Raw genomic sequence first — 12,495 nt, forward strand, 5'->3', positions numbered from 1 at the left:
CCTCCCGTGACGAGGCCTCCCGTGACGAGGCCTCCCGTGACGGGACATCCCGTGACCCCCCCGGTGCTGGAACGGACGGAGCCGGGCTGACACCCTGCGCCCGTGACCGCCCCCCACGTCGACGCCGCGCAGCCCGTCGACCGCGCCCTGCGCCGCGAGCGCTTCGGCTGGTACTCCTACGACTGGGCGATGTCGGTGTTCAACACCAGCGTCACCACGGTCTTCCTGGGCCCGTACCTGACCACCGTCGCCGAGGACGCCGCCGGCGCCGACGGCCGGCTGCCCTTCCTCGGCCTGTCCATCCCGCCGGGCAGCTGGTTCTCCTACGTGCTGTCGTTCTCGGTGGTCCTGCAGGTCGTCGTGCTGCCGCTCACCGGCGCCGTCGCCGACCGCACCGGGCGCAAGCGGCACCTCCTCGGCGGGCTGGCGCTGCTCGGCGCGCTCGCCGCGACCTGCCTGTTCTTCGTCGCCGACGGCCGCTACCTGCTGGGCGCGGCGCTGTTCGTCGTCGCCAACGTCGCCTTCGGCGCGGCCACCGTCGTCTACTACTCCTGGCTGCCCGACCTCGCCGGCCCCGACGAGCGCGACGCGGTCTCCAGCCGCGGCTGGGCGTTCGGCTACGTCGGCGGGGCGCTGCTGCTCGCCGTCCACCTGGGGCTGTTCCTCGGCGCGGAGTCCCTGGGCCTCACCGAGGGCGAGGCGGTGCGCATCTGCCTGGCCACCGCGGGCCTGTGGTGGGGGCTGTTCACCCTGGTCACCGTCTCGCTGCTGCGCGACCGGCCGCCGCAGGCCGCCGCGCACGCCACCACCAGCGGCTTCCGCCAGCTGTGGGCCACCCTGCGCGGGATGCGGGCGTTCCCGCTCACGCTGTGGTTCCTCGGCGCCTACCTGCTGTTCAACGACGGCGTGCAGACCGTCATCTCGCTGAGCGCCACCTACGCCAGCGAGGAGCTGGGGCTGTCCCAGTCGGTGCTCACCGGCGCGATCCTCATGGTCCAGGTGGTCGCGGTGTTCGGGGCGCTGGGCCTGGGCCGGGTGGCCGCCCGCTACGGCGCCAAGCGGACCGTGCTGGGCTGCCTGGTCGCCTGGACGGCGGTGCTGGTGGCGGCGTACTGGCTGCAGGAGGGCGCGGTCGCGCAGTTCTACGCGCTGGCCGCGGTCATCGGGCTGGTGCAGGGCGGCACGCAGGCGCTGTCCCGGTCGCTGTTCAGCCACCTCATCCCGGCCGGCCGGGAGGCGGAGTACTACAGCTTCTACGAGATCAGCGACCGCGGGACCAGCTGGCTGGGGCCGCTGGCGTTCGGCCTGACCTACCAGCTCACCGGCTCCTACCGGTACGCGATCATCAGCCTGGTGGTGTTCTTCGTCGCCGGATTCCTGCTGCTGCTGCGGCTGCCGATGCGCCGGGCCGTGCAGGCCGCGGGCAACACCCCGCCGGAGCGGCTGTGAGCGACCCGTCCGCCCCGCTGGTGGCGGTCCCGGCGGCCGGGGACCGGCGGCGCGCCCCGGCCCCGGCGCACCTGCGGTTCTTCCACGGGCCGATGGACTGCGGCAAGTCCACGCTGGCGCTGCAGGTCGACCACAACCAGAGCCGGCAGGGCCGCTCGGGGCTGCTGCTCACCCAGGGCGACCGGTCGGCGCAGCCGCGGATCAGCTCCCGGGTGGGGCTGTGCCGCGACGCCGTGGAGGTCGACCCGGGCACCGACCTGCTGCTGCTGGTGCGCAGCCACTGGGCCGACGGGCGGCGGGTGGACTACCTGATCGTCGACGAGGCGCAGTTCCTCACCCCCGGCCAGGTGGACCAGCTCGCCGAGCTCGTCGACGCCTCGCACGTCGACGTCTACGCCTTCGGGCTGACCACCGACTTCCGCGCCCGGCTGTTCCCGGGCACCCAGCGGCTGCTCGAGGTCGCCGACGACGTGCAGCGGATCCAGGTCGAGGTGCTGTGCTGGTGCGGGCTGCCCGGCCTGCTCAACGCGCGGGTCGTCGACGGGCAGATGGTGCGCGAGGGCGCCACCGTCGTCGTCGCCGACACCGCGCCCACCCCGGCACCCGACACCGATCCCGAGCCCGGCCCGGAGGTGCACTACCAGGTGCTGTGCCGGCGGCACCACGTGCTCGGCCAGCTGGGCCCGGCCGCGGCGGGCCCGGGGCAGCTCGCCCTGCCCTGAGCCGGCCGGTCTCCCCCGGCCGAGGGGGCCGCGCACGGCCCAATACCACCCCATGCGATGATGGGGAACCGACTCAGCGGAATCTCTCCGCGAAATCCGCCGTTGGTCTCTTTCGACACCCTCCCGCAGTGGGTACCCCCTGCCGCGACGAGGAGTCCTGACCGACACCACCAGCACGAGAGGACGGTGTGCCATGGGCGAGCGTTCCCTGCGGGGCAGCCGACTGGGCAGCGTGAGCTACGAGACCGAGCGGAACACCGCGCCGATCGAGCGGCAGTACGTCGAGTACAAGTGCCCCTCGGGTCACCAGTTCACCGTCCCGTTCGCGGACGACGCCGAGGTGCCCGACACCTGGGAGTGCAAGTTCGACGGCGCCTCGGCCAAGCTGGTCGGCGGCTCCGAGCCGGCGCCCAAGAAGGTCAAGCCGCCGCGGACGCACTGGGACATGCTGCTCGAGCGCCGCTCCGTGGAGGACCTCGAGGAGGTCCTCGCCGAGCGTCTCGAGGTGCTGCGCGGCCGGCGGACCCGCGCCAGCTGAGGAAGGACCCGCCTCCCCACCGCTCGCGAGCTCGCGGCGGCCCTGGAGGCGGGCCGTTCCAGGAGCGTCGACGGCCCCGGTGGGACTCCCCACCGGGGCCGTTCCGCGTCCGGGGACCGATGAGTTCCCGCCCCCTCCCCCGGTCTGCCCCGCAGGACCCGACCGAGGAGGACCCCGTGGCACACCTGATCGCCGGCACGACCATGTCCCTGGACGGCTACGTCGCCGACCCCGCCGGGGACTTCGGCATGCTCTACGCCGACCTCGGCACCCCTGCCGGGGAGGAGTACCTGGCGGCCTCCCAGGCCGAGACCGGCGCGGTGCTCATGGGCCGGCGCACCTACGACGGCGCGCCCGACCCCGACTCCTACGCCGACGACTACGAGTACCAGGTGCCGATCGTCGTGCTCACCTCGCGCCCGCCGGCGACCCCGCCGCGGCGCAACGACCGGCTGTGGGTCACCTTCTGCGGCGACCTCCGCGAGGCGGTGGACACCGCCCGGGAGCTGGCCGGGGACAAGGCGGTCACCGTCGTCGGCGGTGCCGACCTCAACCGGCAGCTGCTCGACGCCGGCCTGTTCGACGAGCTGCGCGTCGACGTCGTGCCGGTGCTGCTCGGCGGGGGTCTGCGGGCCTTCGACGGCGTCGCTCCCGGCCGGCTCGAGGTGATCGGCGTCGAGCGGGTGGGCGAGCGCACCTGCCTGCGGTTCCGGCCCGTCCGCCGGGACTGAATCGTCAGGCGCGCGGGCCGGCACCACTGTCGACGACCGGGCCCTCGACCACCTCGCCCTCGATCACCCGCACCCCGCCGTCGGGCCGGGCGTGCACCGGGCCGGGCACCCGGGTACTGCGCACCCGCACCGGCGTGGACAGGCCCAGCCGCGCGGCCAGCCCGCGGCCGACGGCGGCGCGCACCAGCGGCCGGGTGGGCGGCAGCAGGCACAGCAGGCCGACGACGTCGCCGAGGAAGCCGGGCAGCACCATCAGCGCGCCGCCGACGGCGACCAGCCCGGCGTCGGTGGCCGCGGTGCCCGGCGCGCGGTGCTCCCGGGCGCGGGCGCGCAGCTCGTCCAGCGCCCGGGTCCCCTGCCGGGCCAGCAGGGTCCAGCCCAGGACGGTGGTGGCCAGCGCGGCCAGCAGCGTCCAGCCCACGCCGATCCACGCGGCGACCAGCGCGAAGACGACGACCTCGGCGAGGGCCCACAGCCCCGCCAGCACCCGTACCCGGTGTCCCACGGCACTCCCCGGCCCGGCTCGCGGGCGGCCCGGGTCCGCCTACCGGACCTCGCTGGACCGCCCGCGCTCGCGGACCCGTCCCGGCACGGGCGGTGGGACCCGGCCCGGCAGGCGGTCGGCCAGCCGGTCCTGCAGGCCCCAGAGGGTGACCCGTGCCAACGCCTCTCCAACGATCGAGGACGTCATCTTGCTCCTGCCGAACTCGCGTTCGCTGAAGGTGATCGGCACCTCCACCACCCGGGCACCCTCCCGCCAGGCGCGCCAGGCCCAGTCGACCTGGAAGCAGTAGCCCTGGCTGGCCACCCGGTCGAAGGGCAGCCGGTCCACCAGCTCCCCGCGGACGGCGCGGAACCCGCCGGTCGCGTCGGCCAGCGGCAGGCGCAGCGCGCGGCGGGTGTAGACGTTGCCCAGCCGGGACAGCAGCAGCCGCCGGCGCGGCCAGTCCTCGACGCGGCCGCCGGGCACGTAGCGCGAGCCCAGCGCGAGGTCGGCGTCGTCGAGGGCGGCCAGCAGCAGCGGCAGCTGCTCGGGGTGGTGCGAGCCGTCGGCGTCCATCTCGACCAGGACCTCGTAGCCGCGCTCCCGGCCCCAGCGGAACCCGGCGACGTAGGCCGGGCCCAGGCCCGCCTTCTCGGTGCGGCGCAGCACGTGCACCCGGTCGTCCTGCGCGGCCAGCTTCTCGGCCAGCTCGCCGGTGCCGTCGGGTGAGCCGTCGTCGACGACCAGGGCGTGCGCGGTGGGGACGGCGGCGTGCAGCCGGTCGAGGATCGGCTCGAGGTTCTCCACCTCGTCGTAGGTGGGGACGACGACGAGGACCCGCGCCGCGCTCACCGGGCGGCCCGGCGGGCCCGCTGCCGGCGGCGCAGCGCCGGGGCGGCGACCGCGAGCACCGCGCCGGCGCCCAGGGCGGTCAGTACCCACTCGGGGGCCGCGCCCAGCCGCTCGGCGACGGTGGTGGAGTCGCGCTGGGCGACGTCCTCGACGAACACCGCGGGGGTGAACAGCTCCGAGCGGCGGGCCAGCGACCCGTCCGGCGCCACGACGGCGGAGATGCCGCTGGTGGCCGCGACCACGACGGTGCGGCCGAACTCGACCGCGCGCAGCCGGCTGGCGGCCAGCTGCTGCTCGCTCTCGTCGGTGTAGCCGAAGGTGGCGTTGTTGGTCTGCACGACGAGCATCCCGGCGCCGGCCTCCACGGTGTCGGCGACGAGGGAGTCGTAGACCACCTCGAAGCAGATGACGTCCCCGACCCGCGCGCCGCCCATGTCCAGCACGCCGACCTCGGTGCCGTGGGTGAAGTCGCGGCGGACCAGGTCGACCTTGTCGCTGAAGAACCGGAAGAACGACCGCGCGGGCACGTACTCGGCCAGCGGGACGGGGTGCCGCTTGACGTAGGTCTCGCCCGGCCCGGTCCCGGGGTCCCACACGATGCCGGTGTTGCTCAGGTACCGGCCCGGCCCCTCGACCACCGCGCCGACCAGGATCGGCGCGCCGATCGCCTCGGCGGCGCGGCTGATCTGCCGGGCGGCGTCGGCGTTGCGGTAGGGGTCGATGTCGGAGCTGTTCTCCGGCCACACGACCAGGTCCGGCTGCGCCTGGTCCCCGGCGGCGACCGCGGCGGCCAGCCGCACCGTCTGCTGCACGTGGTTGTCCAGCACCGCCCGGCGGCGGGCGTTGAACTCCAGCCCGGCCTCCGGCACGTCGCCCTGGATGACGGCGACGGTCCGGGTGGGGCCGCCGTCGGTGAGCGAGGGGCCGGGCAGCGGCGTCCAGGCCAGCGCGCCGAGCAGCGGGACGGCGAGGACGGCGGCGACCAGGCCGGCCGCGGTGCGCAGCGCCGGCCCGCGGGCCGCGCCCTCACCGGCCGCGCGCCAGGCCCGGGCCAGCGCGAGCAGCGCCGCGGCCAGCAGGGTGCCGGTGAGCGCGACGGCGAAGGACACCAGCGGCACCCCGCCGTAGGCGGCGAGGGAGAGGAAGGCGCCGTCGGTCTGGCTCAACCCCAGCCGGCCCCAGGGGAAGCCGCCGAGCGGCAGGCGGCCGCGCAGGGCCTCGTCGGCCACCCACAGCGCCGCGGTCCACAGCGGCCACAGCCGCAGGCCGGACACCGCCGCGGAGGCCGCGCCGAGCAGGGCGAGGAACAGCGCCTGGGAGACCGCCAGCGCCAGCCAGGGGAACGCGCCGACGAACACGCCGGTCCAGGACAGCAGCGGCACGAAGAACGCCAGGCCGCACACCAGGCCCAGCCACGCGCCGGAGCGGGCCCGCTGCCCGCGGACGGCCAGCGCCAGCGCGGCGGGGCCGAGCACCGCCAGCGGGGGCAGCGACCAGCCGGGGAAGGCCAGCAGCATCGCCAGGCCGCCGGTGGCGGCGAGCGCGGTGCGCCACGGCAGGCGGCGGGCCCGGCGCCTGCCGGTCCCCGCGGGCGCGCCGGAGCCGGTGTCCCGCTCCTCCGTCACGGCTGCTGGCGGCACCCACGACCTCCCCGCGACGTCCTGCCGCGGGCAGCGCGCCCGGGCGTCCGGCTGCACCCGTCCGCGGCGGACGGCGTGCGGACCACGGTCGTGGTCCACCTCCGAGCATCCCACCCCGCGCCCCGTCCTCCGGGACGCGACCTGCGCGGGGTCCCCCGTCCGTGCCGTCCCGGCACCGGGTGGTTACAGCGACGGCAGCGGCCGGCCGGCGACCACCAGCTGCCGGCACTCCGGCCGGTCCCGGCGGTCGAGCACCCGGGACAGGCCGGCGTCGGTGGCCCACAGCGCGAGGTCGGCGGGCGCGCCCGGCGCCAGCGGCCCGGCGGCGGTCTCGGCGCGGACGGCGTGCCAGCCGCCGTGGGTCGCGGCGTCGAAGGCGTCGAAGGGGCGCAGCCCGGCGCCGGCGGTGCGGTGGTCGACGGCCGCGTGCACGCCGCCCCAGGGGTCCATCGGCGTCACCGGGGCGTCGCTGCCCAGCGCCAGGGCGACGCCGGCGTCGGCGAGGTCGGCGAACGGGTTGCACCCGGCGGCCCGCCCGGGGCCCAGCCGCTCGGCGTACATGCCCGCCGGGCCGCCCCAGGCCGCGTCGAAGGCGGGCTGGACGCTGGCCACCATCCCCCACGCCCGCATCCGCTCGACCGCCTCCGGGCCCGCCATCTCCACGTGCTCCAGCCGGTGCCGGCAGGCCCGGACGGCCGGCAGCCCGAGCTCGGCCACCACCGTCCCGACCGCGTCCAGCACCTGGTCGACGGCGGCGTCGCCGATGCAGTGGAAGCCGGCCTGGATCCCGGCGGCGGTGCAGGCGCGCACGTGGTCGACCAGGGAGGCGGTGGCGAACCGCAGCGCCCCGGCGGTGCCCGGCCGGTCGGCGTAGGGGGCGTGCAGCGCGGCGGTGTGCGAGCCGAACGCGCCGTCGCAGAACAGGTCGCCGCCGGCGCCGGCCAGGCCCAGCTCGCGCACCAGGTCCAGCCCGCCGCGCTCGGCCAGCTCCCCCCAGTAGCCGGTCACCCGCGGCCCGGGGGCCTGGCCGGCCCGGTCCAGCAGCGCGCGCAGGTCCGCCGCGCTGGACACCTCGGGCCCGGCCATCTCGTGCAGGCTGCCGATGCCCAGCCGCACCGCCTCGGCGAGCGTCGCGGCCTGCGCGGCGGCCCGCTGCGGCGCCGTCACCGCCCCGTAGGCGGCCTGCCGGGCGGCGTGGTGGGCGTCCAGCCGCAGCTGCCCGTCGGGCGCGAAGCCGGACAGGTCGCGGACGCCGGGCACCAGGTCGAGCAGCGCGGTGGAGACGGTCGCGGAGTGCACGTCGACGCGGGCGAGGTAGGCCGGCCGGTCCCCGACGACGGCGTCGAGGTCGGCGCGGGTGAGCCCGCGGCCCTCGGGCCAGCCGGTCTCGTCCCAGCCGGTGCCCAGCAGGATGCCCGGCGGCGCGCTGCGCGCTGCCTCGGCGACCGCGGCCACCGCCGCGGCGAGGCTCGACCTCGAGTGGAGGTCGAGACCGGTGAGCGCCAGGCCGGTCGCGGTGGCGTGCACGTGCGCGTCCACGAACGCCGGGGTGAGCAGCGCGCCCTCCCCGGCCAGCACCCGGCCGGCCCGCGGCGCGTCGCCGGCCGCGCCGGTCCAGGCGATCCGCCCGTCGACGACGTGCACGGCGCGGCCGGGACGGTCGCCGACGGTCACGTCGGTGAGCAGCAGGTCGGTCGGGGACGTCACGGCCCCTGAGCATGACGGCGCGCCCGGGCCGCTCCGGCGCCGGGTCCGCGGGTAGCGCGGGGCGCGCCGGGTAGGCAGTCGCGATGACGGTGCCGGACGGGGAGCTGCTCACCGAGCGGCTGCGGCTGCGCCCGTGGACCACCGGCCGCGACGACCTGGCCCGGCTCACCGACATCTACCGGCGCGAGGAGGTCACCCGCTGGCTGGGCGGCCCGCCGTCGGTGGGCCCGGTGGAGCTGGTGGCCCGGTGGGCGGAGATCCGGCGCGCGGACCCGGTGCACGGCTGCTGGGCGGTGGAGGTGCGCGGGCGGCGGCCGGTGGTGGCCGGCACGGTGCTGCTCAAGCCGCTGCCCGACGGCGTCGGGGAGGTCGAGGTGGGCTGGCACCTGCACCCGGAGTGCTGGGGCCGCGGCTACGCCACCGAGGCCGCGCGGGCGGTGGTCGACCACGCCTTCGGCGCGGGGGTGCCGGAGGTGTACGCCGTCGTCCGGCCCGGCAACGAGGCGTCGCTGGCGGTGTGCCGGCGCCTGGGCATGGAGCCGCTGGGCCGGCTGCGCCGCTGGTACGACGTCGAGCTGGAGGCGTTCCGGCTGATGGCGCCGGTGGTGGTCGAGTAGCTAGCGGCGGCGGCGGAGGCGGCGGGCCAGCCGCGCGCGGCGCGAGGTCCGCGCCTTCACCCGGTGCCCGGCGGCGTCCTGCGCGTCGCGGGCGGTGGCCTCCTCCAGGGTGGGCGCGGTCCCGCCCAGGTGCGCCGGCACCCACCACAGGTCCTCGGGGCCCGCGGGCTGCTGGGGATAGGTGCGCTGCGCCTCGTCGAGCAGCGCCTCCATGGCCGCGCGGGTGCGGGCCAGCAGCTCGGCGGGCTGCTCGCCGGGCAGGGGGGCGACCGGCTCGCCGAGCAGCACGGTCACCGCGCGGCCGCGGGTGAGGTCCACGGGGTGCTTCTTGGTGGCCACCCGGTGCCCACCCCACACCGCGGCCGGGACGATCGGCACCCCGGCGTCGATGGCCATCCGGGCGGCGCCGGCCTTGAGGTCCTTGACGGTGAAGCTCTGGCTGATCGTCGCCTCGGGGAACACGCCGACGACCTCGCCGTCCTTGAGCGCCCGCACCGCGGCGTCGAACGCGGCCGCGCCGGCCGTGCGGTCCACCGGGATGTGCCGCATGGCGCGCATGAACGGCCCGGCGAACCAGTGCGCGAACACCGAGGCCTTGGCCATGAACCGGACCAGCCGGTGCCGCGGCAGCGCGGCCAGGCCGAGGAAGGTGAAGTCCAGGAAGCTGACGTGGTTGCTGCAGACCACCGCGCCGCCCGACGTCGGCACGTGCTCGGAGCCGCGCACGTCGAACTGCAGCTGCAGCAGCCGGAAGACGACCAGCGCCAGCCGCACGACGAACCGGTAGGGGCGGTCCCGGCGGTCGGGGGCCGGCCCGAACAGGTCGCGCCGCACGACGTCACGCCAGCTCGCGGTGTACATGGCGGGACGATATCCGCCTTCCCTGGGAGGTCACCCGCCGGTCGTGAGCTGCACCGCCGCGCGGACGACGGCGCCCAGGTCGCCGGTGCCGGCGTGCACCCGGCGCTGCAGGTCCGCGCCGGTGCCGCGCTCCAGCACGGCCGCCACGCCGTCGGCGACGCGCGCGTGGTCGCCGGTGGCCTCCAGCGCCGGCCCGACGTGCTCCAGCAGCGCCGCGACCACCGCGGCGGCCGGCGCCGGCGCCCCGCTGCGCGGGTCCACCAGGTCGCCGGTGGTGCCCGAGCGCCCGGCCCGCCAGGCGGCCACCCGCAGCAGCTCGCCGCGCACCCGCGGGGCCCGGACGCCCGCGCGCCACTCCCGGGCGGCGGTCTCCACCAGCGCGCGCACCAGCCCGGCGTGGGTGGCCGCGTCCTCCACCCGCAGCGCGACGTCGGCGCTGCGCACCTCGACCGTCGGCCAGGTCCGGGACAGCCGGGCGTCGAAGTAGACCATCCCGGCGTCGACGATCGTGCGGGTCGCGACCAGGTCGGCGACCACCCGGTGGTAGGTCGCCGGGTCCCCGAACAGCTCGGTGGGGCCCGACGACGGCCAGCGGTTCCACGCCTGGGACCGGAAGCTGGCGTACCCGGAGTCGGCACCCAGCCAGAACGGCGAGTTGGCGGTGAGCGCGGTGAGCACCGGCAGCCACACCCGGATCCGGTCGAGGACGGCCACGCCCTCCTCGTCGCCGTCCACCGACACGTGCACGTGGCAGCCGCAGGTGAGCTGGTCGCGGGCGATGAGGCCGAAGGTCTCGGCCATCTCCGCGTAGCGCTCGCCGGGCGTCGTCTCCGGCTCGACGCCGACCGGCGAGGTCGCCAGCGCCGCCACCCGCGCCCCGACCACCCGGGCGGCGGCGTCGGCGCGCCCGCGCCAGTACCGCAGCTCCCGCTCCACCTCGGCCAGCCCGGTGCACACCCGGGTGCCCAGCTCCACCTGCTCCCGCTTCAGCTCGGGCACCAAATGCCCCGGCGAGCCGCCGTCGTCCCCCTGCGCCGCCCGCTCGTGCTGCTCCGGGGTCTCCCCCTCCCCGCGGCGGGCGGCCACCGCCAGCGCCTCGGGACCGCGCGGCACCGGCGTCCCCGACGGGTCGACGACCAGCAGCTCCTCCTCGACACCCACCGTGCGCACCGGCACATCCTGGGGGCGCGGGGACGCCGCCGCAGGGCGGACACCGGCCCCCGGGTCGGGCACGATCCCCGCATGACCGAACGCAGGGCCCCCGGCGGCGCGGACGGCCGGCGGGTGGACCGGTGAGCCTCACCGCCTACCTGGACAAGGGCGCCTCCCTCGGCCCGGACGCCCCGTGCCTGACCGGCCCGGACCGGTCGCTCACCTACGGCGAGGTGCAGCGGTTCAGCCGGCAGGTCGCCGGGGCGCTGGCCCGCTCCGGCGTCCGGCCCGGCGACGCCGTGGCGGTCCTGTCGGCCAACGACCCCACCGCGTTCGCCGCCGTCTTCGGCATCGCCCGCGCCGGCGCGGTGTGGTGCCCGGTCAACCCCCGCAACGAGGCCGGGGAGAACCGCGAGCTGCTCGACCTGTTCGGCTGCACCGCGCTGCTCTACCAGCGCTCCTTCGCGCCGCTGGTGGCCGCGATCCGCGACCGCCTGCCGCGGCTGACCACCCTGGTCTGCCTCGACGGCGACGGCGACGACGGCGAGGGCGGCGACCCGGCGCTGGCGGAGTGGCTGGCCGGCGCGCCCGAGGCCGGCGACGCCGAGCCGCCCGGCGGGCTGGTCATGCTGGTCGGCACCGGCGGCACCACCGGCCGGCCCAAGGGCGTGCGCCTCACCGATCGCAACCTCGAGACCATGACGGCGCTGACGCTGATGAGCTACCCGTTCACCGGCCGGCCCACCTACCTGGCGCTCGCGCCGCTCACCCACGCCGCCGGGGTGCTGTGCTTCCCGGTGATGGCCCTCGGCGGCGAGATCGTCGTCATGCCGGCGCCGGACCTCGGGCGGTTCCTCGCCCTCGCCGAGCGGCACCGGGTCACGCACGCCTTCCTGCCGCCCACGCTGGTCTACCTGCTGCTGGCCCACCCGGACCTCGACGGCACCGACCTCTCCGCCCTGCAGTGCCTCTGGTACGGCGCCGCGCCCATGTCCCCGGACCGCCTCGAGGAGGCGGTCCGGCGCATCGGCCCCGTCCTCGGCCAGCTGTTCGGCCAGTCCGAGGCGCCGATGATGATCTCGACGATGGCGCCGGCCGAGCACCTGCACCCCGACGGCTCCCCCGCCCGGGAGCGGTTCACCTCCGCCGGCCGGCCGACGCCGCTCACCACCGTGGCGGTCATGGACGACGACGGGCGACTGCTCCCGGCCGGCGAGCGCGGCGAGGTCGTCGTCCGCGGCTCGCTGGTCATGGACGGCTACCACCGGGACCCGCAGGCCACCGCCGAGGCGAGCCGGTACGGCTGGCACCACACCGGCGACATCGGCTACCTCGACGCCGACGGCTGGCTGTACCTCGTCGACCGCGCCAAGGACATGATCATCAGCGGCGGCTTCAACGTGTACTCGGCCGAGGTCGAGCAGGCGGTCATGGCCCACCCGGCGGTGCAGGACTGCGCGGTGGTCGGCGTGCCCGACGAGAAGTGGGGCGAGCGGGTGGTCGCCGTCGTGCAGCCGCGGGCCGGGGAGGCGCTGGACCCCGCCGACGTCCGCGCGTTCGTCCGCGCCCGCATCGGCGGCGTCAAGGCGCCCAAGGACGTCCTCGTCTGGGCCGACCTGCCGCGTTCCAAGGTGGGCAAGGTGCTCAAGGGCGACGTGCGGGCGCACCTGCTGACCGCCGGAGGCGCGTGAGGCCTCCTGCCGCCCTCCCCTGCCGGCCCGTGACGGAACGGCGCCCCTCCC

12 protein-coding genes are annotated in these 12,495 nt (G+C 76.9%); 6 read left to right on the forward strand and 6 right to left on the reverse strand.

Translation table 11 applies throughout. From position 1 onward, the window contains the following. The first annotated feature begins 102 nt into the window (after positions 1-102). From ACI8AA_RS20325 to ACI8AA_RS20340, 4 genes are all read left to right on the forward strand, one after another. Complete coding sequence (locus ACI8AA_RS20325; protein ID WP_457046184.1) at positions 103-1,449, forward strand: MFS transporter; 1,347 nt, start codon at positions 103-105, stop codon at positions 1,447-1,449. Continuing rightward, positions 1,446-2,171, forward strand: a complete 726-nt coding sequence (locus tag ACI8AA_RS20330; protein WP_457046185.1) for a thymidine kinase — start codon at positions 1,446-1,448, stop codon at positions 2,169-2,171. Before ACI8AA_RS20325 ends, ACI8AA_RS20330 begins: the two co-directional genes overlap by 4 nt. 193 nt (positions 2,172-2,364) lie before the next feature. Then, complete coding sequence (locus tag ACI8AA_RS20335) at positions 2,365-2,709, forward strand: RNA polymerase-binding protein RbpA (RefSeq protein WP_093578861.1); 345 nt, start codon at positions 2,365-2,367, stop codon at positions 2,707-2,709. Between the two features lie 176 nt (positions 2,710-2,885). After that, entirely contained in the window at positions 2,886-3,440 is a 555-nt protein-coding gene (locus tag ACI8AA_RS20340) for a dihydrofolate reductase family protein (protein ID WP_457046186.1), read from the forward strand. A gap of 4 nt (positions 3,441-3,444) precedes the next feature. Here ACI8AA_RS20340 and ACI8AA_RS20345 read toward each other — a convergent pair whose 3' ends face one another. The 4 genes from ACI8AA_RS20345 to ACI8AA_RS20360 all read right to left on the reverse strand — a co-directional run bounded on the left by ACI8AA_RS20345 (position 3,445) and on the right by ACI8AA_RS20360 (position 8,123). Further along, entirely contained in the window at positions 3,445-3,945 is a 501-nt protein-coding gene (locus ACI8AA_RS20345) for an FxsA family protein (RefSeq protein WP_457046187.1), read from the reverse strand. Between the two features lie 39 nt (positions 3,946-3,984). Continuing rightward, on the reverse strand, positions 3,985-4,776 hold the full coding sequence (locus tag ACI8AA_RS20350) for a polyprenol monophosphomannose synthase (protein ID WP_457046188.1): 792 nt from the start codon (positions 4,774-4,776) through the stop codon (positions 3,985-3,987). Further along, positions 4,773-6,416, reverse strand: a complete 1,644-nt coding sequence (gene lnt, locus ACI8AA_RS20355; RefSeq protein ID WP_457046189.1) for an apolipoprotein N-acyltransferase — start codon at positions 6,414-6,416, stop codon at positions 4,773-4,775. The genes ACI8AA_RS20350 and lnt overlap by 4 nt, the downstream gene beginning before the upstream one ends. A gap of 183 nt (positions 6,417-6,599) precedes the next feature. Further along, on the reverse strand, positions 6,600-8,123 hold the full coding sequence (locus ACI8AA_RS20360; protein ID WP_457046190.1) for an amidohydrolase: 1,524 nt from the start codon (positions 8,121-8,123) through the stop codon (positions 6,600-6,602). Between the two features lie 83 nt (positions 8,124-8,206). Between ACI8AA_RS20360 and ACI8AA_RS20365 the strand changes: the two genes are divergently transcribed. Further along, on the forward strand, positions 8,207-8,740 hold the full coding sequence (locus ACI8AA_RS20365) for a GNAT family N-acetyltransferase (protein WP_457046191.1): 534 nt from the start codon (positions 8,207-8,209) through the stop codon (positions 8,738-8,740). Here the strand turns inward: ACI8AA_RS20365 and ACI8AA_RS20370 are convergent, their stop codons facing one another. Together ACI8AA_RS20370 and ACI8AA_RS20375 are read right to left on the reverse strand one after the other, a co-directional pair. After that, positions 8,741-9,601, reverse strand: coding sequence for a lysophospholipid acyltransferase family protein (locus tag ACI8AA_RS20370; RefSeq protein WP_457046192.1), 861 nt, complete (start codon positions 9,599-9,601; stop codon positions 8,741-8,743). It lies immediately after the preceding gene. Between the two features lie 30 nt (positions 9,602-9,631). Continuing rightward, the gene (locus tag ACI8AA_RS20375; RefSeq protein ID WP_457046193.1) at positions 9,632-10,771 is read right to left on the reverse strand and encodes a carboxylate-amine ligase; all 1,140 of its coding nucleotides are present in this window, start codon (positions 10,769-10,771) and stop codon (positions 9,632-9,634) included. A 122-nt stretch (positions 10,772-10,893) separates the two neighbouring features. Between ACI8AA_RS20375 and ACI8AA_RS20380 the strand changes: the two genes are divergently transcribed. Continuing rightward, entirely contained in the window at positions 10,894-12,444 is a 1,551-nt protein-coding gene (locus ACI8AA_RS20380) for an acyl-CoA synthetase (RefSeq protein WP_457046194.1), read from the forward strand. Positions 12,445-12,495 lie beyond the last annotated feature (51 nt).

This window comes from Geodermatophilus sp. SYSU D01180 (genome assembly GCF_054050415.1).